We start from the raw sequence: 21,128 nt of genomic DNA, 5'->3' as shown, positions 1-21,128 counted from the left end.
ATTCTTCTGATACTCCTCATAAAATAAAAGGTTTTCTTATATAAAAATAGAAGCTTGCCTTCTATAATAAGTCTATCTTTGAAGCATTATATAAACTTTGTAATGAAACAAATCATTTCCGTAGACTTCTACTTTAAAAATTTAGAGCATATCCCACTTATTGATGTGAGGTCGCCTGGAGAATTTGCTAAAGGACATATTCCAAATGCTACTAATCTTGAATTATTTACTGATGAAGAACGGGCAGTAGTGGGCACTGCCTACAAAAAAGAATCAAAAGAAAGAGCCATTGAAATTGGGTTTGAGTATGTAAAGCCCAAACTAAATGATTTTATAACTAAATCTGTCGCCATTGCAGCTAACAAAGAGGTTGCTATACATTGTTGGCGTGGGGGAATGAGAAGTAATGCTTTTGCTGATCATCTTATCGAGAATGGTTTTGAAAAGGTTTATGTCATTGAAAAAGGCTACAAAGCTTTCCGCAATTATGTGCTACAATTTTTTGAGCAACCCTTTAATCTTAAAGTTCTAGGAGGATATACCGGCACTGGTAAGACGGAGATACTACATTCTTTAAAAAAGAAAGGACAACAGGTAATTGATTTGGAAGGATTGGCTAATCATAGAGGTTCGGCTTTTGGTGGGATAGACCTTCCGCCACAGCCAACAACGGAGCAATTTCAAAACAATCTGTTTACCATAGTTCAGAGCTTAAACCCTACTCTACCCATATGGGTTGAGGACGAAAGTAGATTGATTGGCCAAGTAGCTATTCCTGATGCACTTTATACTGCAATGAGAGAGATGCCAATCTATTTTTTAGACGTTCCTCTGGAGGAAAGAACAAAACACCTTGTTAGCACTTACGCAAGTCTTAGTCCTGATAAATTAGCCGATGCTATTAGTCGAATTACTAAAAGGCTGGGATACGATAATGCCAAATTTGCTCAGGAAGAGCTTGAAAAGAGGAATTATGATAAAGTAGTAGAGATTACCCTTTTATATTATGATAAATACTATTTAAAGGGATTACAAAAACGCGAAAATTCTAGAATTCTAGAATTTAAAACTCCTACCGTCAATCCTGAGGAAACGGCTGGTTTTTTAATAAACTTACTCAATTAAATAAAAATGAACGAAGCTATAAAACTGACAAGTTTTAGTCACGGTGCAGGTTGCGGATGCAAATTATCACCAAAAGTCTTAACTACAATATTAGAATCCAACAGCCCAAAAATGGCAGATGCCCGTCTCTTAGTTGGTAACGATACTAGAGATGATGCTGCGGTATACGATATGGGAAATGGAACGGGAATTATAAGTACTACCGATTTTTTCTTGCCCATCGTAGATGACCCTTTCACTTTTGGAAGGATTGCAGCTACTAATGCTTTAAGCGATGTATATGCTATGGGTGGAAAACCATTAATGGCGATTGCAATACTGGGATGGCCCATTGATAAATTAGCCCCTGAAGTGGCTGCTCAAGTAATGGAAGGCGGCAGAAAAGCCTGCGCTGATGCAGGAATAATAATTGCTGGTGGTCATAGTATTGATAATCCAGAACCTATTTTTGGACTAGCAGTTACAGGCTCAGTTGTAATCTCTAACTTAAAACGTAATGATAAAGCAGAATCCGGAAGTGTCCTATATCTAACAAAACCTTTGGGTGTTGGAATTTTAGCTACGGCGCAAAAGAAGGGCCTTTTAGAAGACGAACATAAAGACATTGCTGCTAATTCGATGATCATTTTAAATGATGTTGGATTAGAGCTATCAGAAATGGAAGAAGTAACCGCCTTAACCGATGTAACAGGATTTGGACTCATGGGCCATTTACTAGAAGTTTGTGAAGGAAGCAATGTGTCTGCTATTGTCAATTATAGCAAAGTGCCTGTTTTCAAAGAGATTCATGACTATATCGATAAAAAGTGCGTCCCTGGTGGTACACTAAGAAACTGGGACAGTTACGGTAGCAAACTTAACATTGAAGATGAAAAGCAAAGACATATCTTATGTGATCCACAAACTAGTGGCGGACTATTGATCGCTGTCAAAAAAGAGGCTGCCCAAAAAGTGGAAGCAATTCTAAAAAGTAAGGGACTTTACGCAGAACCAATAGGAGAACTAATAGAAAAGTCAGAATCGCTAGTATATATTAAATAAAAGTAAAAAAAAAGGGGCCTAAGGATAAAATCTCTTAGCTCTTTATCGTCTTAAAGTCCAAAAACAGCATTAAATTGTTAGTCAGGGCAAAAAGTTATAACTCAAAACCAGGTTTCGGCCTGGTTTTTTTATTTGCGCTAGTTCCAGCTGTACACTATATCTTTTTCTGGTCACGTTCAAAACCGCTTTTAATCTAAAAGTTATTTGGGCGTCCCCTGAGCAAAAGCTGCGGTCAGGCTATTCGCTTTATTCCCGATAAGAAAAACTAAGGCTGAAAAAGCCTTGTTTTTCTAAAACGGGAGATACCGCTTCTATCCTTGACGCAAAAAAAGGAGTATTAGCATGATAAGCTTTGTAATAGCCAATATTAGATGCAGTATCACAGCTATTGAGCAATGGTGTTGACCGCTTATTTATATGGAATACTTATTTTATAGCAAACCGACTCAATACAACTTAACAACGTACTGAAAAGAAAGTTGTACCTTCTGGATAAAATTTTATTATTTTTTATAAATTAAAATGCTTGTAAGACAGACACAACATCTGCAACGGATTTGAGTATTTGGCTTAATGAAAAGCTACTTTTGTATTTAATAATACTTGCTAAATCCGAAAATAGGGCTTAATTTAGCCCTCAACCCAAAGTAGTCGCGGGACGTCAACATGTATAAAACCTTATTTTGAGTTTTAGCTATTGAACTACTCCCTTTTGAAAAATCTCAATTATAGACTTCTCAGAGATTTTTTTTAGCTTTTTATACCCACGATTTTAGAGAACTTAGGTTATGTATCGCCCTATTGGCGACTACGCAAACAATAAAACAACATCAAATGAAACAAGCATTTATTATTACACTAACTCTTACACTTTTTTCCTGTAATCAAAAGGCTGACCAAAAAACTGCACAAGGCGAATGGATAAAAGGAACAGATCAGGAACAGATCAAGATTATAGAAAAACAATTTCGTGGTTTTGACAAAGCAATGTTTGAAACAGGCTACCGTTACCAAGAATTATATTGGGCAGGACAAGACCAAAATTGGGAATACGCAGATTATCAATTAGGAAAGATAAAAACAGCAATTGAAAGCGGATTAGAACGAAGACCAAAAAGAGCCAAATCTGCTGAACACTTTTTGACATATGTTTTGCCTAAAATGAGAAAATCATTAGAGAAAAAAGATACCGTAATATTCAATAAAAGCTTTCAAACAATGACTATCAACTGTAACAATTGCCACGCAATGGAGAAAGTGCCATTTTTTAGTGTTAAAATCCCAACCGAAAGACAATCACCAATTAGAAATTAAAGACATATGTTAAAAAAAATAATTCAAACAGACGATTCAAAAACTACAATCATAATCCGATTCATTGTTGGAGCTGTTTTTTTTTCTGAAGGAATCCAAAAGTTTTTATTTCCTGCCATTCGTGGTGCAGGACGATTTGAGAAAATAGGTTTGCCTTCTCCTGATTTTTTGGGGAGTTTTGTCGGTACAGTTGAAATACTTTGCGGGATGCTAATTCTATTTGGTTTACTTACACGATTGTCTAGTATTCCTTTAATTATTGTTATGCTTGTTGCTTTTGCTACGACTAAATCAGAAGTCTTTTTAGAAAAAGGTTTTTGGGAATTGCTTCATGGGAGCAGAACAGATTGGGCCATGATTTTAGGGAGTGTTTTTTTGCTAATCAAAGGCGGTGGCTTTTGGTCGATAGACAAAAAAATAATGACTAGTGGAAAATAAAGAAGCTTTACAGGACATAGCCAAAATATTCCTAAAACTTGGTATTATTGGTTTTGGTGGTCCCGCTGCATATATTGCTATGATGCAAGACGAAGTTGTTACTAAAAGAAAATGGCTGACTGAACAATATTTCCTCGACTTAATTGGCGCGACTAATTTAATTCCCGGAATCGATCGCGCAGAAATACACAATCGTTAGCGCAGTTTTGCAAACTATGCCCGCAACGATTAGAAAATAAAACAATAGACAAACTGGATCTGATTACTACGTTCATCACAATCATTTCCTCACTATGATTATTTTGAACCTTCTGTATGAAGAGTTAGTCGTTATTCTATATACAAAACAGGCAAATCTTTTACAGTGGAAAGCAAAGTTTTTCATTGAACAAAATCATGATCCAAGCCTCGACCGTATAATAAAACCGCTCTTTCTTTATTAAATAGAGCGGTTTTTTATTACCAATCCTAACTTTTTAAAAAAGTCCTAGTCGCACACTTGGCGCTGATACTCCTATTTGTGGATTAACGGAGGAGCCTCTGCTAGGACGTCTTTCGTAACTGCGACGATCGTATTCGTAATAATAAAATCCCGCATGTTGATAAAATGAATCACTATGGTAGTGATGGCCATTACAATCATCATGGTGCTCCGCATAAGCATCTTTTTTCCCTTGCATGTAAGCACGGTAGGCGCGTCTATTATCTTCCTTCAACTCTCTTTCGTAGTTTTCTTGGTCGTTCCAAAACGATTCTTCACCTCTTTTGCTTTTGGCTTTAAATTCAAGCTCGTAATTCGCGTCTTCGGCGCCCCTTTGCTCGTAATAAGACCGTTTTTCTTCATTCGTTTTTACTTCAGTTTCACTTTTGGCTTCTTGTGCATTTAAGGATGCTAACGTCCCAATGAATAATATCGCCAATATGGTTTTTCTTGTTTTCATAATTTAATTTTCAATGATAGTGTAGATCGTTTGTAGTACCCAATTCAATAGTAAGACAACTATAAAGTAGTTTACCCCACCCTCAAAAAAAAGTTTTTTGTTTTGAATTAAACAATAAGAAAATTATTTATCTAAGAAGAACCATTCTTTCATTTACCACTAGAACTGTGAAAACTATCACCAACTGATAAAAATATAAAAAGACCAGAAACCCTGCTTGTCGTTTCTGGTCCTTTTCGTTTTTATGCTGCAAAGCTATGGCTGCAGATAATTATAAAAGAGATTACTAGCTGTTTATAAATCAAATCACATTCGCACAAGAGAACTGAATCCGACTAGAAGCAAAAAGTCATTATCTATTAGTTTTCATGAATTTAATAACCTCATCAAAACGATTACTCCATGGCCAGAAATACTGTGTTACCATAGGTACATGTTTTTTGTTTAAATGAATCGGTGTTACATCAGGTTGAAAAGGATGCAAGGCTGCTATAAAATTACTATTTCCCGTTTTTATTGACGCATAGGTTTTATCACCTATATAAATTAAAAAGGGAGGCGTATCTTTATTTATGAAATAAATGGGGGATGCTTGCTGCCAATTGTCTGGGTTTTTTGTCCAAGTAGTTAAATAGTTATCCACTACTGTTGGTGGATTTTCCATCAGATAGCGTTTCATATCGAGGCCTGCTGCATCATTGAAGATAATTCCTGAAATACTAGAGGCGTCAATCCCGTATTTTGGGTTCATCACAGCCAAAGCACCTAATTGACCTCCCGCAGAATGACCTGTTATAAAAATTTCATTTGGATTTCCTTTATATTTTCTAACACTGTCTTTTGCCCATTGAATAACAGCTGCGATCTGTTGAGTCATGCCATCATAATCCGCATTTGGACTTAAAATATAGTCTGGAATAATAGTAACCACACCCTTTTTCGCGAAATTCCTACCTAACAAATCATAAGTTCCTTTCCGTCCGCTGTTCCAATTTCCGCCATGCACAAAAATCAAAACTGGGCTTTGCTTTGCCATAGAATTTCTGGGAACAAATACATTCATTTTCGGACTATTCGCCATTTCACTATTGGAACCACGCAAATAAGAAACATCCTTAAACTTTTTGGAGCTGCAGCTCGCTAATAACAATACAAATATGACAAAGATAAAACGCATTTTTTTTACTAATATATGATTTTTAAAATAACTGTCGCCTTTGAATCTTTGTAAAATACGAGAATTCAGTGACCGATTGAATTTCTAGGTTTCCTTCCTATAATTTGTTAAATTTGATAGTGCCAGAAAATGCTTTAATGACTAGGACCGCTTTTTACCCGAATAGTTTTGAGAAGTATTATATTTGGAAAATGCTCCAAGAAAAGATGATCTTTTAAGTAAAAGAATGAATTTAAATTGATGAAAGCACTCACAACATATTTTGTAACTCGAAAAAAAGCTCTTCTTTCGTTATTAGAAAAGTCCGAGAAAAAATATACCCCCAGCACTTTTCATCAACTTCGTATTGAACTAAAAAAACTAAACGCCCTCTTTGATTTGATCGAGTTTTCCTCTAAAAAATTTAGAAGAAAAAAACTGATAAAACCATTTAAAAGTATTTTTAACCAGGCAGGGAAAGTGCGGGATCTTCAAATCGAAGAAGCCACTTTAAAAAAGTACCCAGAATACAATTTACTTTTAGAGTACCATTCCAATTTATGCAGGCAACAATTCAAAGAAAAAAAAATTTTTTTTTCTTTGCTAAACCACAAAACTACCAAACAACTAAAAAATCAATACAAAAAAAGCATTCCCTTCTTATCCGAAATTGACCGTGAAAAAGTAAATGGCTACCTGATAAAAAAGATGGGAGAAATAAAAATTTTTCTTAGTCAACCCAATTTACAAACTGAACAGCTACATGAACTACGTAAGTTACTGAAAGTCTATTATTACAATGAGATGAACTTACTTGTGAAAAATAAAAACCAAAAAACTCCAAAAAAAAAGAAATTGACTGAATTACTAGGCAACTGGAATGATGGCGTAATTACAATTATACAAATACAAAAAACGATTGACGAAGCTAAAATTAATACGGAAGAAATTACTGCACTTGAATCCTTAAAAATAAAAATAGCTGCCCAAAACAATGTATTTTTGGATAAAATAAAATTGGCTATTCTCGAATTCGAATAAAAAAATTACATTTCTACTCATTCAAAATATTTTCTAATGCTACCAGAAGTACAACACAATAAATGATATAAAAATGAATACTAGCATAAAGCACACTCTTTTAATCGTTCCCGGATTGGGGGACTCGGGAAAGGAACACTGGCAGAACTATTGGCTGACTAAATATGAAAACTCTCGAAAAGTAATTCAAAACGACTGGGATCGACCTATTTTATCAGATTGGTTAAACAAGCTCAACGAAGCAATTGCAGCTATTGACGGCAAAATTATCATTGTAGCACACAGTCTGGCGGCATCCTTAGTAGCGCATTGGTCAACAACTAACAATACTCAAAAAATAGCTGGCGCTTTACTTGTCGCCCCAGCAGATGTGGACTCCCGCAGTCATACTCCTGAAGAGACTTGGAACTTCTCTCCTATTCCACTAGCAGAATTAGATTATCCCTCTATAGTGGTAACGAGCTCAAACGACCCTTATATTTCGGTAAAAAGAGCCCAGTTTCTAGCCGAACAATGGGGAAGCGCTTTCATTAACATTGGCCCAAAAGGTCATCTCAACTCGGACTCACAATTGGAGTATTGGAAGGAAGGACAGGGCATTCTAGAGTCCTTACTGACTATAATTGAAGCAGAGAAATTGTCCAATTAATGCATTCAATCAGTCTTTCGAACAAATGCCAACTTAATTGACCCTAGACAACGATTTTTTTGAACTCTAGCAAAATAGACACAGGACACAGAAAAATCTACTTAACTGCTCTATCACGAGAAATATTCTTAATTAAAAATTAATTTAACGAACCTAAGTTTAAACTATATTTACTAATTGGACGCTGGTTAACCCTATCACTGAATACGCAAGCTAGCATCTTGAAAGTATATAAAATACCTAATGGAAAAAATAAATAAAGTAGCTAAAGTGAGCTTACTGTTTTGGCTGATGAAAATTGTTGCAACAACCTTAGGAGAAACTCTAGGAGACTATGTAGCCCAAACACTAAACCTTGGGAAAAATAGGCCTATTGGTAACTCTTGTTTTCTTTCTGCTTGTCCTAGCTATTCAGTTGACTGCTGAAAAACACATACCCGTGTTCTATTGGTTGGTTATTATCGCTACTACCACTTTGGGAACTGAAATCTCAGATTTCATTGATAGAACTTTACAATTAGGATATACTGTTGGGAGTCTGTTGCTGTTTTCTTGCTTAGTGCTGATTTTACTGCTTTGGTACAGAAAGTTCAAAAATTTAAAAGTATATCCAATTACAGATCGAAATAAGGAAATTTATTACTGGATAGCTATCCTTTTTTCAAATAGCTTAGGCACTGCTTTTGGGGATTACTTGAGTGATGTTGTTGGTCTGAGCTACTTGAGTGGTGCATTCGTTACCGCTGGTATAATACTCACTGTTGTTTTATTGCATTATGCGACTAAGATCAATCACATTATCCTTTTTTGGGTAGCCTTCATCTTCAGCCGCCCTTTTGGTGACACTTTCGGTGATTTTTTAACAAAGCCTTTTGCTAAGGGAGGCTTGGACCTAGGAACTTTAAGTGCTTCTACAGTATCATTAATTTTAATGATACTACTTATTATACTATCTCATAGGAATATCCTCAAGAACAACCGTATTAAATAACAACCTTAAATAAAGTAAAATGATAAACAGAAAAAATTGGCATGAAAAACATCATGAAACATTAGAATTTGGGAATCGTCTCGCAGATGCAGTTGCGAATAGTATGGGGTCTTGGCGTTTTATAATCATACAAACCGTTTTGGTCGTACTGTGGATGGGCTTAAATACAATGGCTCTTATTCAACATTGGGATGTCTACCCTTTTATATTACTAAATCTGGTCTTCTCTACCCAAGCTGCTTATGCAGCACCGATTATTATGATGTCCCAAAACAGACAAAATCAAAGGGATAGAGTTCACGCGCAAGCAGATTATCAAACTAACCTAGAAGCAAAGCTAGAAATAGAAGAATTGGCGACGAAACTGAATAATATTGAAATACATAAGCTGGATAAAATAATTAAAATGCTTGAACAAATGGAGAAATAGAGCTCAACTGAAAAAATAGTGGTTTTATCAAGCGCATTTGAGGCTTTTAGATACTAAAAAATCTCGATTATCCCTTTTACTTTAGGGCCGATCGAGATTTCTGCGTTAAAAACTAACTCACAATTCAAACTTTCTTTTTAATTAAAGCAGATTTTTCCAGTTTATTGCTTCCTGATTTTGTCAAAACTCAATACGTCAAATCATTTTAAATAGACCTAAAAAAAAATATAAAGAAACCTCCTATTTAATATTAGTTAAATCAGTCATTTTTTGAGTTATTTAACTAATTATCAATTGTTTATAAAATAATTTCTATAACTTTAGATTAGATATAAACAGTAAAATTACTGCGTATGAATATAAAAGTTTAATAAAAAAAATTGCTGAGACTATTAAAAGGTCTTAATTATCATTGAGTTACTAAAAAATATTTAACATTTAAAAACAAATTATTATGGCACCTACAAGTAGAAAACAAGAAGCTTCAAAAGCAACACCAAAAGGAAAAGTAAATGCAGCACACGGATTGAGAGATTTATTTGAAGTTGGGTTAAAAGACATTTATTATGCTGAACAAATAAGGAGTCTAAATTTACCCAAAATGATGAAAAACGCATCAACTCCAGAATTGGTAAAAACTTTAAAAAACCACTTGACAGAAACAAACGAACATGTTTCCCGATTGGAAAAAATATTTGAAGTAACAGGTATTAAGCCATCTGCAAAAAAATGCGATGCTATGGAGGGAATCTTAAAAGAAAGTGACGCTCTGATCAGCAAAACGGATGTGGGCGTAGTTCGCGATGCCAGTATTATTGCATCAGAACAAAAGGCGAAACACTATGAAATTGCAACTTACGGGACTTTACATGCCTTTGCAAAAACACTTGGAGAAACCAAAGCGGCCAACCTACTTGCTATATCTTTAGAGCAAGAAAAAAAAGCGGACGCGGCGTTAACTGGAATTGCGATTACTTCCATCAATCCGAAAGCATTTAAAGCAGATAGTATTATAAATCCTAGATTTTAAATTTATTGTAACTAAAATTTGCTAGAAAGCCTGCGCCATGCAGGCTTTCTTTTTATGTAAAAGCTATATTGTCAAATGAGATTAGTCTTTTTTCGATTTAATACTTGGTACATCATTAAATAACTTAACACCCGCAGATGTTTATTTAGGAAGAAGTTAAATGATGTTAAGAAGAAAAAAAATATTGAAGGAAATTACAATTATTAATCGAAGAAATGAGTACTAAACATAAAATTAACAACAAATCAAAAAAAAAATTATCTTTGAATCAGTAACTAAAAATACTCTTGGTAAAAGTACACTTTAGTTTTTAGATGTACAAAGTCCGTTTTTACTAAGTATAGTTTGATTTAAAAATAGAGAATAGGTTAAAAAAAAATACTTTGAAATTTTAAATTATGTTGGCACTTTTTATATTAGTTTGGCTTTTTCTAACACTATTTTCCGTCTTTGGTGGGATAGGTATTGAAGAGATTTATCCTGGAGCATTAGATAATGACTATACATTTTTGATTCTAATTGTAAACTTTTATTTGTCCAATTTTCTAGGTTCATTTATTGGAAGCATTGTTTCATTAGGTAAATTAAATCGTTTATTAATTTTAATAGGAACAGCGATATTATTGCTGATTTTTGAAGTGACTTTTACGTACTATTTGTTTGAGGAGATAGTGAAAGTAAAATGGGGATTCTGGTCAACATCATTTTTTCTACTTATTTTAATTATGGTACTAGCCTTTGGGGGTGTAAGACAAATTTTACTACTGCTATTAAATAGTTTTCAAAATGGATTAATAAATTTTACAGATGTATTGCAGGAGAATATTATTGACTCACCTCACAACAAAGTAAGAAAACAAAATACAAGTTTGCCAAATACTAGGGCAACAAAAACTGTAATAAAAAGAGATAAGCCAAAAAACATTAATCTCAATGATGACTTATATAAATATTAAATCGTAACTACTATGGGGAAAAAATTAACGCCTTGGGAAAGGAGAAAAAGAGAAGAAGAGAAAGAACAACTTGCCGCAGCCAGTAGGGCTAAAACTGCTGTACGCAGAGGAGAAGAAAGAGAAAAATTAGAAAAATTAGAAACTCTTAATAAAAAACGTACTAGTTTAATTACCGAACTGTTTGATGACCTATTGCTCAATCTATCAAACTTAACTAGAGATGGTCTAATAAATAATGTTTCTGCTAAAAACCAATTAATATTTCCCAACACCATTTCAAGTAATTTTAAATACCCTGGCGATCTTACCTATACTCCTTTAGTAGCTGCAATAGATTCCAAAAATTTTGTTCCAAATAAATCTCTCGAAGAACTGAATAAGAACAAAAACATGAGTTATAATTCTTATGAATCAAATTACGGCTCTTTTTTTGGTAATCTTTTTGGTAAAACCAAGAAAGAATATTTAGTTTTTGTAGATGATGCAGCCAAGAACTTCAAAATTGTAACACTAAAGGAAGAAAAGCGTAAAGAGGATTATAAAATTTCAATTGCGCAGTATAAAAATGAAATTGAAAATTTTAATAAAAAGGCATCGGAGAAACTAATACAAGACAATAACAATAGAGTTAAAGAGTCTAAAAATATTGAGTTTGAAATAAATGATTATATAGAAAAGGTTAGGATTCTTAAAAATTCAATTGATAAGGGTTTTAGTTCTGTAACCGAAGATGGTTTTGAATCCTTATTTGGTTTAGATTTACCAATCAAATTTGATTCATGTGATAATTTAGGAACAGAGTTGCAAAAGCAAGTTAAAGACCTCAATAGTAATTTCTATGATTCTCCGTCTAATAATTTTAAGTATGGAATAAGTATAACTGACGGTAAGATAAATTTATTTCTTGTTTATAATGAAGATTATTTCCCTCTACCTTCAGGTCAGCAAATAAATTCAATAAAAAGTGGATATTCAGTCCGAGCTTTAACTAATGCTAATCGGGAGAGTGTAGCGCATAATTTGGTCCCAAGTTTATCTTTGTTGTATGTTAGTTATGCTTTTAATACATCAAATAAAATAAAAGATATAACTGTTAGTGTTGGAATAGATGCTGTTGATGGTAAAACAGGCACAAATATTGTAAAATGGGAATATAGCCTTTACATTGACAGAGGTGAGTTTGCTGAATTGAAATTTGATAATATAATACCTGGTGAGTGCATTAAATTGTTCAAAAGGCAAGAGATTAATGAAATCTCAAAAAATATTAGGTGGTTTGGTAAAGAAGAAAAGTTGAATCCATTTAAATCAAAGATTCAAGAACTATCTAAGTTTCACGATAAGCTTCAGTTAAAAATCAATCATTTTAGCAAGAAGCAATTTTCCCCTCCAGATGATATAAAAAAAGTTGACGATGCTAAAGAAATAGCGGATATAATTAATGGAAAAAAGGCCGGCACAAAGGGAAAAACTTCAGTTACTAATGTGAGTAAAAATATAAACTTAAAAAAGGAAATTTCTGACTTAGAAAAAATCCTTAAAGATTTATAACATAAATAATCGATAGCTTTACTGATAAGCGTTAAAGTTTAATTTATTATTAGAAGTATATACTATTTTAAAAAAAAATTCATAATACTTCTTCCTAATTTGTTATTAAAACCTGTTTTTGTCATTGGAAAACCAGTTTGTCTAGAAATTTTGTTTTTTAATCCCGAAATACCAGAAGCTCTTTTCCAAGAAAACGAAACGCCGAATTTTTTCCCCATACACAAAGATAATGATTTTTTAAACAACTCCCATCAAGAGTTGAAATTACGTTATCGGTATTTCTATAACAGTTTTTTTATGTTATCTTCCTGCATAAATTAAATTAACTTATTTGTATCAACTAGATCTTTAAATGATGGTATTAAAACTTTTTAAATTTAACATGTAGAATCGAATGATTGCTGTTGCTATCTGTAGCTATTAAGTCAACTAACCACCCTTCATGCCCACAATATTGCTTAATAGGTCATTAAAAGTTTCATTTACCATTTGGGAATATTTAATACAACTCTTTAATCAGTTTTGTAATTTAGATGGTAAAGGTCTTTACTTTAATTTGAGGTATGTGAAAAATGTTTTAGATTAAAGCAATGCTTTCAATCGAGGGGACAGCTCATTGAGCAGTAGCTTTTTTTTTATAAAAGTTTTTGTTAGTACATGTCCTATCTTAATAATACGTTCGAAGAAAGATAGTATTTCTCTTAATCGTGCTATATGATACCCTAAAAGGGTGTTTTAAAGTAATGTATTACAATAAAATTAATCTGTTGAAAAGCTAATCATAAATATTGGTTGGCTATTGGTTGACTAAAAACCCTTTTAAGCTAATAAAATCAATGTACATTAACATAGAAGAAACATGAAAAAATATAGTTCCCCCCACAAACAATCTTGTGTAACAAATGTTACTGTGAAACCATTTTAGATGTGCTACTTTTGTAGTACAAAATGGGTTTCACTATAATTCAAGATCAAATAATTATGTAATGAAATCACTATTTTTAAATACAACTAAAATTTAAAAAAAATAAAATGAGTATCGAAGAAATAATCAAAGAAAACCAAGGAACTATAGTAGATGTGCGTACACATGCTGAATTCATGGGAGGAAATGTCGTGGGATCAATAAACATCGCATTAAATGAAATTCCTGAACGAATCGAAGAGTTAAAAAAGCTAAAAGCACCATTAATACTTTGTTGCGCATCTGGCAACAGAAGCGGTCAAGCCCAGCATTTTCTCTCTCAACATGGTATTGAATGCTACAATGGTGGTGGTTGGTTAGACGTTAATTATTATAAATCTCAAGCAACAAAGTAAAATGATAAATACACTGAAAAAACTATTTGGCATCGGACCTAAGGTGGATTACGCGACACTGGTAAAACAGGGAGCACTAATACTCGATGTGCGTAGCCCTAGCGAGTACAAACAAGGACATATCAAGGGAGCTATAAACGCTCCACTAAACGATTTGTCAAAACACATTTCGAAAATAAAAAAAGAGACTGCAGTTATCACTTGTTGTGCCTCAGGTATGCGAAGCGCATCAGCAAAAAGTGTTTTAAAATCAAATGGTTTTACACAAGTATATAATGGAGGAAGCTGGACTAGCCTACAAAGCAAAATATAATGAACGTACAAGCTTTATTAATTGACTGGAATTTAATGCGTTTTGTTCGTCTTGGATTGGGAGTGTATATAGGTATGCAGGCTTTTGAAACCCAGAGTATACTCTCTGGTCTTCTAGCCGCTTTCCTATTGTATCAGGTCGTTACAAATAACAGTTGTTGTGCGGCGAATGCTTGCGCTATCCCAAAAAACAAAAACAATAGCTATACAAATCCAGACGCAGAATATGAAGAAATAACATCCAAATAATAGTATTGAAAAGCATTGACCCAGATAAAAAGCCCCAATTGGGGCTTTTTAATTATAAAACTGTGAGCCTTAATATTGAAATAATACCATTATTGCATCATTGGCATCAAGTAATGATAAAGCTGCAAGCCTACTAACAAATTAACTTTTTCGTCAGCTTAATTAGACCTCCATTTTAGGATAGTCATTGTATCCCTTAGCGGTAAAAGTATACAAAGTGCTTAGGTCAGGAGTATTCAAAGGACGTAATAAAATTGAATTACTGATATTGTTTATCGTCTGTTTTTATTAATTTAACTGTGATACATACGTACTGAAACCCATTCTCTCAAAAATACTTGAAACTCGATCTAAAGCAAAGGAATCGTGACCTTCCAAAAGAAATTCCTTCTCGGCTCTTTCGTCCTCATTAAGGTTTATGATCTCTACAATTTTGGAATGAGGAAAAATAAGATCAAAGCTAACTTTGCTATTTATAGATTTTGTAAACTCATCGTCATTTTCCATTATAATGATAATCTTTGCTGTTGCTACTTTTTTTACCTTTCGAACAACTTCTTCATCGTTAATGCAAAAGCCCGAAAGAATGATGATATCTGCTTCCCAACTCGCGTCAGTAGCGCAAGACATTTTTTCGATATTGCTATTGTGATTGTTTGCCAAAAGTGAGTCGTAGATATCTGCGAGCGCCTTTGGGTTTTTATCAAATAATAACATTTGGTATCGCTCAGAAAGCTCTCTAAGCACAGCGAAGTTTCTTTTGTCAGCAGCACCAATCACGGCAATTGTTTTTACGTTTTCCATTGTTTCCTATTTTATAATACAAAGATACGTCAAGAGGCGTGATAGCTACATTGAGTTAGAATAAGAAAAGGCATTGATCTAAATCAAGTTTATTTACGCAACGTAATTTGCTTTCTAATACGACTTATTGTCTCAGGTGTCAAACCAAGGTAAGATGCCATCATATGTTGTGGCACCCGAGCTATAATGTCGGGATAAGAAGTAGTTAACCTCAGGTATTTTTCCTCGCCTGTCAAATTTAAAGCCGAATTGACCCTCGCTTGCAATGCGATGTACGCATTTTGCAACAAAAGCCTTTGATATCGCTCAAAAGCAGGCAACTGAACCATTAACTCTTCTCTAGCTGAAGATGTTAACAATAATAATTCTGAATCTTCAATTGCTTCTATGGTATAGGTTGAATTTGCTCCCGTTAAGAAACTGGACAGATCAGTAATCCACCAACCTTCAAAAGCAAATTGAACAATATGCTCATTCCCCTTCTCGTCGATAGTATAAGAGCGTAAAACTCCTTTTTCAATAAAAGCATTGTAAGTACATACATCTCCTTCAAGTAATAATGTTTGTTTTTTTCTTATTTTCTTTGGGATAAAAAATGTTTTACACAGTTCAAACTCTTCAGTGGTTAACGCGACTTTTTCGCCAATACTTTTTGCTAATTGTTCATACATTTGCGAAAGATAATAATTACTGAATCATTTAAATATAGTGGCGATGAAAATGATGCACTTTTATACTAAATCTGCTCTCATCTAACCTATTTTCTATTGTTTTAAACGATTTTTCATATAAAAACCAAAAATAACTATTCCAGAAATCATTTGTCTTACGCCAAAATAAAAATTACATTTGCAGCAGTTTAACTTTTACACACAAAATGAAGCCTAACACACAACAATTAAACGATTTAACTATCCAAGTCCGACGAGACATTCTTCGAATGGTACATGCCGTAAACTCTGGTCACCCAGGAGGTTCTCTTGGTTGCACTGAATTTCTGGTAACCTTATACCAAAACCTAATGGAACGCAAAGAAGGTTTTGATTTGGACGGAATTGGAGAAGATCTTTTCTTTCTTTCAAACGGTCACATATCTCCAGTTTTTTATAGCGTTTTAGCAAGAAGCGGTTATTTTCCAGTTTCTGAATTAGCGACTTTCCGTCTTATCAATTCAAGATTACAAGGGCACCCTACGACTCACGATAATTTACCGGGAGTTAGAATTGCATCCGGTTCACTTGGACAAGGTTTATCCGTAGGAATTGGAGCAGCTCAAGCTAAGAAACTAAACAATGACAATCATTTAATTTACACCCTTCACGGTGATGGAGAATTACAGGAAGGTCAAAACTGGGAAGCGATCATGTATGCATCTGCAAAAAAAGTAGATAATCTTATTGCTACTATTGACCTTAACGGAAAACAAATTGACGGTTCAACGGACGAAGTTTTACCAATGGGAAGTATCCGTGCAAAATTTGAAGCTTTTGATTGGGATGTTCTTGAAATAAAAGAAGGTAACAATATCGAAGCGATCATTGCAGGAATGACTGACGCAAAATCAAGAACAGGAAAAGGAAAACCAGTTTGTGTATTATTACATACAGAAATGGGTAATGGGGTTGATTTCATGATGCATACTCATGCTTGGCATGGTAAAGCGCCTAATGATGCACAATTAGAAGCTGCATTTGCTCAAAATCCAGAAACCTTAGGTGATTACTAATAAGTAAAAAGATACTGAAATAAATTCAGCATAAAATGAAAAAATATACAAATACAGGAAGTAAAGATACTCGTTCGGGTTTTGGAGCGGGAATGACTGAATTAGGTCAAAAGAATGAAAATGTAGTGGCACTTTGTGCTGATTTAATTGGATCCTTAAAATTTGATGATTTCAAGAAAAATCACCCAGAGCGTTTTTTCCAAATTGGAATTGCTGAAGCAAACATGATTGGAATTGCGGCAGGGTTAACCATTGGTGGAAAAATTCCTTTCACAGGAACTTTTGCTAACTTTTCTACAGGAAGAGTATATGACCAAATTCGTCAATCAGTTGCTTACTCTGACAAAAATGTAAAAATTTGTGCTTCACACGCTGGATTAACATTAGGAGAAGATGGAGCAACACATCAAATCCTTGAAGATATTGGATTAATGAAAATGTTGCCAGGAATGACAGTAATCAACACTTGTGATTACAATCAAACTAAAGCGGCTACATTAGCACTTGCTGATCATCACGGTCCAGCTTACCTGCGTTTTGGACGTCCAGTTGTTGCAAACTTTACACCTGCTGACGAGCCTTTCGTAATAGGAAAAGCGATTATGCTTAGCGAAGGTACTGATGTCACCATAATTGCTACAGGACACTTAGTTTGGGAAGCGTTAATCGCTGCTGAAGCTCTGGAAGCAAAAGGAATTTCTGCAGAAGTAATCAACATTCATACAATCAAACCACTGGACGAAGAAGCGATTCTAAAATCATTAGCTAAAACAAAATGTATTGTTACCGCTGAAGAGCACAACATCCTTGGAGGTCTTGGCGAAAGCATTTCAAGAGTTTTAGCATTGAACCACCCTGCTCCACAAGAGTTTGTTGCTGTTAATGACAGTTTTGGTGAGTCTGGAACACCTGAACAATTAATGGAAAAATACAAATTAAATAATCAAGCGATTGTTGAAGCAGTAGAAAGAGTTATTAAAAGAAAATAATATTCTCCTTTTTGATCAAAAAAAAATCCCATTCGCTTTGCGAATGGGATTTTATATTTAAAGCCGATTTTTATTAATGACAGTTTTTGTCTAAATGTTTCTTTACTCTTGCTGAATTGGTAGTATTACCATCACAGCTTGGAATATCTGCAAAAGGTATTATAGCGCCATTAGCATTCGTTATTTCTGATCTGGTACCATAACCATCGCCATCATCATCAACATCTAGAAAATTAGGAATTCCGTCGCCATCAGTATCATCAGGATTTATTACACCAGCTGCTAAAGTACTCATATAGCCATCCCCATTGATATCTTCTTGATAAGAAGGAATTCCATCGTTATCTTGATCCAATCGTTGAAGCGCATATAATTTAAAACTAAAAACTAAAGGAGCATAAGCTGGAATGCTTGCATTTCCCGAAGAATAATAGCCCAACCCAGAAGGAAGAAACATTACTCCAGCGCCAAAATCCTTGTGAGTTACCGTTCCATCAGCGTCGTTTGATTTTGAAGTACCAGTCTTGAACTGTGGGAAAATTTCACTCCAACCTTTTATGGTACTAAACAAGCTTAACATTTGTTGTGGGTACTTTGTCTCTTCAAAGGTTGTTACAGTCAATGATGTTACATCAGACACTACCGATTGTGCTAGATAATCTCCTTTATAGGATGCCAACACTCCATCAACATTACAAGGTGCAACACCTGTACCTTCTCTTAGTACTAAATAGTAAACTTTATAAGTAATATCATGTAAACTAACCTCTCTACTTTTAAGTTCATAATTAGTTTGATCCCAAATCGATTTTTGAGTCCCTCCTTCAGGGATTTTAGTAATGGTTACATCTTGATCATCAACAAAGCCAGAATTGTCTACAACCGTAATATAGTAAGTTTTTAAATATTCTTCAATATCTGTGATATCTGTAGCGTATTGTACTGCAAAATCTCTCGGCGGAGTAACTTCGGCTGGATCATTATTTTTTGAACATGAAAATAAAGACAGTGTTGTAATTGATAAAATAAAATAAAACTTAAATTTGTTCATTATAGCTGATTTTTAAGTGCGCAAGATACAATATTGATTGATTCTTGTAAACTATTTAACTCTGATTTTAGAATTTTTATGAGAATAGATAAATTTTTATGGTGTGTCCGATATTACAAGACAAGGAGTATGGTAACAGAGGCATGCAAAAAAAACCATGTTACCGTAAATGGCCTAGTTGCGAAGCCCTCAAAGGAGGTTTTTGCCACCGATAAAATCACATTCAGAAAGGACCAAATTACACAAATCATTACTGTATTGGACGTACCTGATAATCGTGTGGGAGCGAAATTAGTTGATATGTATAGGCGAAACGACACCCCAGCTGATGTATACCAGCATTTAGAATTATTAAAATTATCGAAAGAACACTATCGAAAAAATGGAACTGGAAGACCAACCAAAAAAGACAGAAGAGACATCGACGAATTTGGAAATGACATCAAATCAGAGAACGACGATTTAGAATAATTTGAAACATTAAACTTGAAACATTAAATAATAATGAGCAAAAATATCATCCTGACAAATCAAGAAATTGAACACAAAACAAGAAGAATTGCTTACCAGATCTACGAAACCTTTGTAGATGAAAAGGAAGTCGTTCTTGCTGGAATTGCCATAAACGGCTTCGTTTTTGCAGAAAAAATTGCACAAGAACTAAAAAAGATCTCTCCACTAGAAGTCTCCCTTTGTGAAGTTAAAATAAACAAACAAAATCCCGAATTACCTCTACAAACCTCCTTGTTAAAAGAGCAATATGCAAATAAAGGTTTAATTCTTGTTGACGATGTTCTTAACTCAGGTACTACCTTAATATATGCCATAAGACATTTCCTAGACGTTCCCTTGAAAAAATTCAAAACTGCAGTCCTAGTAGATCGCAATCACAAGAAATATCCGGTAAAAGCAGATTTCAAAGGAATCTCTCTTTCCACATCCATTTTAGAACACGTTCAGGTGGTTTTCGATGAAGACGGAAATAGCTATGCCTATTTAAGCTAAAACAGCTACAATATCTACAACGGTCTCGTCTATTGTTTTATCATCTACAGAAACTTTATACTGGGCCTGATTGTAATAAAAGCTTCTTTCGAAAAGATGCATCGCTATGAACTCCTTTAATTCCTCTTCACTTTTTTCAGCAATTAAGGGTCTTTTACTTTTATTTAAAGACAGTCTGTTAAATAATGTCTCGATAGAAGCCTTTAGATAGATAGACGATATGTTTTCCCCTATCAATAATTCATGATTATTGGCATAACAAGGTGTTCCACCACCAAGTCCAATAATCAATCGGTCTGGAGAATTCAGCAATTCAACAAATGCTAGATGCTCCAAGTTCCGAAAGTAGATTTCACCCCGCTGTTCAAAAATAGCATTAATAGTTAACTTTGTTTTCTGCTCGATATATTGATCCAAATCCACGAAGGGAATACCCGTATTTTTCGACAGCGTTTTGGCAACCGTCGACTTGCCGCACCCCATATAACCTAATAATATAATTTTTCTCATAGAATAAAACCTTATAAATTAAGGCGTTAAGATTTATTGTTTAAAAAAGACAAATTTATAATAAAATTGCTTGGAAAACATCAAATAAAGTCCTTATCTTTGCACCCGCATTCAAGGGAAGAATATGACTCGATAGCTCAGTTGGTAGAGCACATCACTTTTAATGATGGGGTCCTGGGTTCGAGCCCCAGTCGGGTCACAATTTAAGTGATCAACACATAATTTCCTTGAAGCATCGACTCGATAGCTCAGTTGGTAGAGCACATCACTTTTAATGATGGGGTCCTGGGTTCGAGCCCCAGTCGGGTCACTAAAGGTCGAGTAATTTATTACTTGACCTTTTTTTATTAAGGCCACGTGGAGAAACGGTAGACTTGCCAGCTTGAGGGGCTGGTGCTCGCAAGGGCTTGTGGGTTCGAATCCCATCGTGGTCACTTTAATTACCTGTTTAAAGGTGCTTACAAGGTTTTTGCTAAACATTTGCTAAACAATTTTAGAA

General features: G+C 34.3%; 25 protein-coding genes, 3 tRNA genes and 1 pseudogene. 23 read left to right on the top strand and 6 right to left on the bottom strand.

What is annotated here, in order from left to right:
- The first annotated feature begins 102 nt into the window (after positions 1 to 102).
- From mnmH to ACEN2H_RS14360, 5 genes and pseudogenes are all read left to right on the top strand, one after another.
- Positions 103 to 1,125, top strand: a complete 1,023-nt coding sequence (gene mnmH, locus ACEN2H_RS14380; RefSeq protein WP_441733528.1) for a tRNA 2-selenouridine(34) synthase MnmH — start codon at positions 103 to 105, stop codon at positions 1,123 to 1,125.
- Positions 1,126 to 1,131: 6 nt separating this feature from the next.
- Entirely contained in the window at positions 1,132 to 2,166 is a 1,035-nt protein-coding gene (selD, locus tag ACEN2H_RS14375; RefSeq protein ID WP_441733526.1) for a selenide, water dikinase SelD, read from the top strand.
- A gap of 834 nt (positions 2,167 to 3,000) precedes the next feature.
- On the top strand, positions 3,001 to 3,480 hold the full coding sequence (locus ACEN2H_RS14370) for a hypothetical protein (RefSeq protein ID WP_441733524.1): 480 nt from the start codon (positions 3,001 to 3,003) through the stop codon (positions 3,478 to 3,480).
- Positions 3,481 to 3,486: 6 nt separating this feature from the next.
- Positions 3,487 to 3,918 carry a DoxX family protein gene (locus ACEN2H_RS14365; RefSeq protein ID WP_441733522.1) on the top strand — a complete coding sequence of 144 codons (432 nt, stop codon included), beginning with the start codon at positions 3,487 to 3,489 and terminating at the stop codon, positions 3,916 to 3,918.
- Positions 3,908 to 4,105: pseudogene (locus tag ACEN2H_RS14360) on the top strand (chromate transporter); the annotation flags it as partial. The gene ACEN2H_RS14365 and the pseudogene ACEN2H_RS14360, both read left to right, overlap by 11 nt.
- A 289-nt stretch (positions 4,106 to 4,394) precedes the next feature.
- On the opposite strand, the gene ACEN2H_RS14355 reads toward ACEN2H_RS14360, so the two are convergent.
- Together ACEN2H_RS14355 and ACEN2H_RS14350 are read right to left on the bottom strand one after the other, a co-directional pair.
- A complete protein-coding gene (locus ACEN2H_RS14355) occupies positions 4,395 to 4,859 on the bottom strand; it encodes a hypothetical protein (RefSeq protein WP_441733520.1) in 465 nt (154 codons plus the stop codon).
- Between the two features lie 352 nt (positions 4,860 to 5,211).
- Positions 5,212 to 6,036 (bottom strand): alpha/beta hydrolase, encoded by an 825-nt coding sequence (locus ACEN2H_RS14350; RefSeq protein ID WP_441733518.1) that lies wholly within the window; start codon positions 6,034 to 6,036, stop codon positions 5,212 to 5,214.
- A 240-nt stretch (positions 6,037 to 6,276) separates the two neighbouring features.
- Between ACEN2H_RS14350 and ACEN2H_RS14345 the strand changes: the two genes are divergently transcribed.
- The 11 genes from ACEN2H_RS14345 to ACEN2H_RS14295 all read left to right on the top strand — a co-directional run bounded on the left by ACEN2H_RS14345 (position 6,277) and on the right by ACEN2H_RS14295 (position 14,544).
- Positions 6,277 to 7,056 (top strand): CHAD domain-containing protein, encoded by a 780-nt coding sequence (locus ACEN2H_RS14345; RefSeq protein ID WP_441733516.1) that lies wholly within the window; start codon positions 6,277 to 6,279, stop codon positions 7,054 to 7,056.
- Positions 7,057 to 7,129: 73 nt separating this feature from the next.
- Positions 7,130 to 7,705, top strand: a complete 576-nt coding sequence (locus ACEN2H_RS14340) for an RBBP9/YdeN family alpha/beta hydrolase (protein ID WP_441733514.1) — start codon at positions 7,130 to 7,132, stop codon at positions 7,703 to 7,705.
- Positions 7,706 to 7,948: 243 nt separating this feature from the next.
- Positions 7,949 to 8,131, top strand: a complete 183-nt coding sequence (locus ACEN2H_RS14335; protein ID WP_441733512.1) for a hypothetical protein — start codon at positions 7,949 to 7,951, stop codon at positions 8,129 to 8,131.
- Entirely contained in the window at positions 8,061 to 8,696 is a 636-nt protein-coding gene (locus tag ACEN2H_RS14330; RefSeq protein ID WP_441733510.1) for a COG4705 family protein, read from the top strand. The genes ACEN2H_RS14335 and ACEN2H_RS14330 overlap by 71 nt, the downstream gene beginning before the upstream one ends.
- 19 nt (positions 8,697 to 8,715) lie before the next feature.
- The gene (locus ACEN2H_RS14325; RefSeq protein ID WP_441733508.1) at positions 8,716 to 9,126 is read left to right on the top strand and encodes a DUF1003 domain-containing protein; all 411 of its coding nucleotides are present in this window, start codon (positions 8,716 to 8,718) and stop codon (positions 9,124 to 9,126) included.
- A 454-nt stretch (positions 9,127 to 9,580) separates the two neighbouring features.
- The gene (locus tag ACEN2H_RS14320; protein WP_441733506.1) at positions 9,581 to 10,156 is read left to right on the top strand and encodes a YciE/YciF ferroxidase family protein; all 576 of its coding nucleotides are present in this window, start codon (positions 9,581 to 9,583) and stop codon (positions 10,154 to 10,156) included.
- Positions 10,157 to 10,554: 398 nt separating this feature from the next.
- Complete coding sequence (locus tag ACEN2H_RS14315; RefSeq protein WP_441733504.1) at positions 10,555 to 11,112, top strand: hypothetical protein; 558 nt, start codon at positions 10,555 to 10,557, stop codon at positions 11,110 to 11,112.
- A gap of 12 nt (positions 11,113 to 11,124) precedes the next feature.
- The gene (locus tag ACEN2H_RS14310) at positions 11,125 to 12,663 is read left to right on the top strand and encodes a hypothetical protein (protein ID WP_441733503.1); all 1,539 of its coding nucleotides are present in this window, start codon (positions 11,125 to 11,127) and stop codon (positions 12,661 to 12,663) included.
- Positions 12,664 to 13,695: 1,032 nt separating this feature from the next.
- On the top strand, positions 13,696 to 13,983 hold the full coding sequence (locus ACEN2H_RS14305) for a rhodanese-like domain-containing protein (protein WP_441733501.1): 288 nt from the start codon (positions 13,696 to 13,698) through the stop codon (positions 13,981 to 13,983).
- 1 nt (position 13,984) lies between these two features.
- Positions 13,985 to 14,296, top strand: a complete 312-nt coding sequence (locus ACEN2H_RS14300) for a rhodanese-like domain-containing protein (protein ID WP_441733499.1) — start codon at positions 13,985 to 13,987, stop codon at positions 14,294 to 14,296.
- Positions 14,296 to 14,544: a hypothetical protein gene (locus tag ACEN2H_RS14295; RefSeq protein WP_441733497.1), complete on the top strand. Its 249-nt coding sequence runs from the start codon at positions 14,296 to 14,298 to the stop codon at positions 14,542 to 14,544. Before ACEN2H_RS14300 ends, ACEN2H_RS14295 begins: the two co-directional genes overlap by 1 nt.
- 288 nt (positions 14,545 to 14,832) lie before the next feature.
- Here the strand turns inward: ACEN2H_RS14295 and ACEN2H_RS14290 are convergent, their stop codons facing one another.
- On the bottom strand, positions 14,833 to 15,348 hold the full coding sequence (locus tag ACEN2H_RS14290; protein WP_441733496.1) for a hypothetical protein: 516 nt from the start codon (positions 15,346 to 15,348) through the stop codon (positions 14,833 to 14,835).
- An 89-nt stretch (positions 15,349 to 15,437) separates the two neighbouring features.
- Positions 15,438 to 16,019: a Crp/Fnr family transcriptional regulator gene (locus tag ACEN2H_RS14285; protein WP_441733494.1), complete on the bottom strand. Its 582-nt coding sequence runs from the start codon at positions 16,017 to 16,019 to the stop codon at positions 15,438 to 15,440.
- A 206-nt stretch (positions 16,020 to 16,225) separates the two neighbouring features.
- Between ACEN2H_RS14285 and ACEN2H_RS14280 the strand changes: the two genes are divergently transcribed.
- The gene (locus ACEN2H_RS14280; RefSeq protein ID WP_441733492.1) at positions 16,226 to 17,074 is read left to right on the top strand and encodes a transketolase; all 849 of its coding nucleotides are present in this window, start codon (positions 16,226 to 16,228) and stop codon (positions 17,072 to 17,074) included.
- A gap of 35 nt (positions 17,075 to 17,109) precedes the next feature.
- The gene (locus ACEN2H_RS14275) at positions 17,110 to 18,063 is read left to right on the top strand and encodes a transketolase family protein (protein ID WP_441733490.1); all 954 of its coding nucleotides are present in this window, start codon (positions 17,110 to 17,112) and stop codon (positions 18,061 to 18,063) included.
- Between the two features lie 73 nt (positions 18,064 to 18,136).
- Here ACEN2H_RS14275 and ACEN2H_RS14270 read toward each other — a convergent pair whose 3' ends face one another.
- Complete coding sequence (locus ACEN2H_RS14270; RefSeq protein ID WP_441733488.1) at positions 18,137 to 19,114, bottom strand: FKBP-type peptidyl-prolyl cis-trans isomerase; 978 nt, start codon at positions 19,112 to 19,114, stop codon at positions 18,137 to 18,139.
- Positions 19,115 to 19,192: 78 nt separating this feature from the next.
- Here ACEN2H_RS14270 and ACEN2H_RS14265 point away from each other — a divergent pair, with 78 nt between their 5' ends.
- Together ACEN2H_RS14265 and ACEN2H_RS14260 are read left to right on the top strand one after the other, a co-directional pair.
- On the top strand, positions 19,193 to 19,585 hold the full coding sequence (locus tag ACEN2H_RS14265) for an RNA-binding S4 domain-containing protein (protein WP_441733486.1): 393 nt from the start codon (positions 19,193 to 19,195) through the stop codon (positions 19,583 to 19,585).
- A gap of 33 nt (positions 19,586 to 19,618) precedes the next feature.
- The gene (locus tag ACEN2H_RS14260) at positions 19,619 to 20,119 is read left to right on the top strand and encodes a phosphoribosyltransferase domain-containing protein (protein ID WP_441733484.1); all 501 of its coding nucleotides are present in this window, start codon (positions 19,619 to 19,621) and stop codon (positions 20,117 to 20,119) included.
- On the opposite strand, the gene ACEN2H_RS14255 is transcribed toward ACEN2H_RS14260, so the two are convergent.
- Entirely contained in the window at positions 20,111 to 20,629 is a 519-nt protein-coding gene (locus tag ACEN2H_RS14255) for a shikimate kinase (protein WP_441733482.1), read from the bottom strand. The two genes, ACEN2H_RS14260 and ACEN2H_RS14255, sit on opposite strands and share 9 nt — an antisense overlap.
- 126 nt (positions 20,630 to 20,755) lie before the next feature.
- On the opposite strand from ACEN2H_RS14255, the gene ACEN2H_RS14250 reads away from it, so the two are divergent.
- The 3 genes from ACEN2H_RS14250 to ACEN2H_RS14240 all read left to right on the top strand — a co-directional run bounded on the left by ACEN2H_RS14250 (position 20,756) and on the right by ACEN2H_RS14240 (position 21,063).
- Positions 20,756 to 20,828 (top strand) — tRNA-Lys (locus ACEN2H_RS14250).
- Between the two features lie 38 nt (positions 20,829 to 20,866).
- Positions 20,867 to 20,939: transfer RNA gene (locus tag ACEN2H_RS14245), tRNA-Lys, on the top strand.
- A 41-nt stretch (positions 20,940 to 20,980) separates the two neighbouring features.
- Positions 20,981 to 21,063, top strand: a tRNA-Leu gene (locus ACEN2H_RS14240).
- The last annotated feature ends 65 nt before the right edge of the window (positions 21,064 to 21,128 follow it).

The organism is Flavobacterium sp. W22_SRS_FP1, from assembly GCF_052113685.1.
GTDB lineage: Bacteria > Bacteroidota > Bacteroidia > Flavobacteriales > Flavobacteriaceae > Flavobacterium.
This window is presented reverse-complemented; position numbering and strand designations above follow the sequence as displayed.

What these genes read in the sequence shown, in the direction of transcription:
- mnmH (WP_441733528.1), top strand. Translation starts at nt 103, where the DNA reads ATGAAACAAATCATTTCCGTAGACTTCTACTTTAAAAATTTAGAGCAT.
- selD (WP_441733526.1), top strand. Translation starts at nt 1,132, where the DNA reads ATGAACGAAGCTATAAAACTGACAAGTTTTAGTCACGGTGCAGGTTGC.
- ACEN2H_RS14370 (WP_441733524.1), top strand. Translation starts at nt 3,001, where the DNA reads ATGAAACAAGCATTTATTATTACACTAACTCTTACACTTTTTTCCTGT.
- ACEN2H_RS14365 (WP_441733522.1), top strand. Translation starts at nt 3,487, where the DNA reads ATGTTAAAAAAAATAATTCAAACAGACGATTCAAAAACTACAATCATA.
- ACEN2H_RS14355 (WP_441733520.1), bottom strand. Translation starts at nt 4,859, where the DNA reads ATGAAAACAAGAAAAACCATATTGGCGATATTATTCATTGGGACGTTA.
- ACEN2H_RS14350 (WP_441733518.1), bottom strand. Translation starts at nt 6,036, where the DNA reads ATGCGTTTTATCTTTGTCATATTTGTATTGTTATTAGCGAGCTGCAGC.
- ACEN2H_RS14345 (WP_441733516.1), top strand. Translation starts at nt 6,277, where the DNA reads ATGAAAGCACTCACAACATATTTTGTAACTCGAAAAAAAGCTCTTCTT.
- ACEN2H_RS14340 (WP_441733514.1), top strand. Translation starts at nt 7,130, where the DNA reads ATGAATACTAGCATAAAGCACACTCTTTTAATCGTTCCCGGATTGGGG.
- ACEN2H_RS14335 (WP_441733512.1), top strand. Translation starts at nt 7,949, where the DNA reads ATGGAAAAAATAAATAAAGTAGCTAAAGTGAGCTTACTGTTTTGGCTG.
- ACEN2H_RS14325 (WP_441733508.1), top strand. Translation starts at nt 8,716, where the DNA reads ATGATAAACAGAAAAAATTGGCATGAAAAACATCATGAAACATTAGAA.
- ACEN2H_RS14320 (WP_441733506.1), top strand. Translation starts at nt 9,581, where the DNA reads ATGGCACCTACAAGTAGAAAACAAGAAGCTTCAAAAGCAACACCAAAA.
- ACEN2H_RS14315 (WP_441733504.1), top strand. Translation starts at nt 10,555, where the DNA reads ATGTTGGCACTTTTTATATTAGTTTGGCTTTTTCTAACACTATTTTCC.
- ACEN2H_RS14310 (WP_441733503.1), top strand. Translation starts at nt 11,125, where the DNA reads ATGGGGAAAAAATTAACGCCTTGGGAAAGGAGAAAAAGAGAAGAAGAG.
- ACEN2H_RS14305 (WP_441733501.1), top strand. Translation starts at nt 13,696, where the DNA reads ATGAGTATCGAAGAAATAATCAAAGAAAACCAAGGAACTATAGTAGAT.
- ACEN2H_RS14300 (WP_441733499.1), top strand. Translation starts at nt 13,985, where the DNA reads ATGATAAATACACTGAAAAAACTATTTGGCATCGGACCTAAGGTGGAT.
- ACEN2H_RS14295 (WP_441733497.1), top strand. Translation starts at nt 14,296, where the DNA reads ATGAACGTACAAGCTTTATTAATTGACTGGAATTTAATGCGTTTTGTT.
- ACEN2H_RS14290 (WP_441733496.1), bottom strand. Translation starts at nt 15,348, where the DNA reads ATGGAAAACGTAAAAACAATTGCCGTGATTGGTGCTGCTGACAAAAGA.
- ACEN2H_RS14285 (WP_441733494.1), bottom strand. Translation starts at nt 16,019, where the DNA reads ATGTATGAACAATTAGCAAAAAGTATTGGCGAAAAAGTCGCGTTAACC.
- ACEN2H_RS14280 (WP_441733492.1), top strand. Translation starts at nt 16,226, where the DNA reads ATGAAGCCTAACACACAACAATTAAACGATTTAACTATCCAAGTCCGA.
- ACEN2H_RS14275 (WP_441733490.1), top strand. Translation starts at nt 17,110, where the DNA reads ATGAAAAAATATACAAATACAGGAAGTAAAGATACTCGTTCGGGTTTT.
- ACEN2H_RS14270 (WP_441733488.1), bottom strand. Translation starts at nt 19,114, where the DNA reads ATGAACAAATTTAAGTTTTATTTTATTTTATCAATTACAACACTGTCT.
- ACEN2H_RS14265 (WP_441733486.1), top strand. Translation starts at nt 19,193, where the DNA reads ATGAGAATAGATAAATTTTTATGGTGTGTCCGATATTACAAGACAAGG.
- ACEN2H_RS14260 (WP_441733484.1), top strand. Translation starts at nt 19,619, where the DNA reads ATGAGCAAAAATATCATCCTGACAAATCAAGAAATTGAACACAAAACA.
- ACEN2H_RS14255 (WP_441733482.1), bottom strand. Translation starts at nt 20,629, where the DNA reads ATGAGAAAAATTATATTATTAGGTTATATGGGGTGCGGCAAGTCGACG.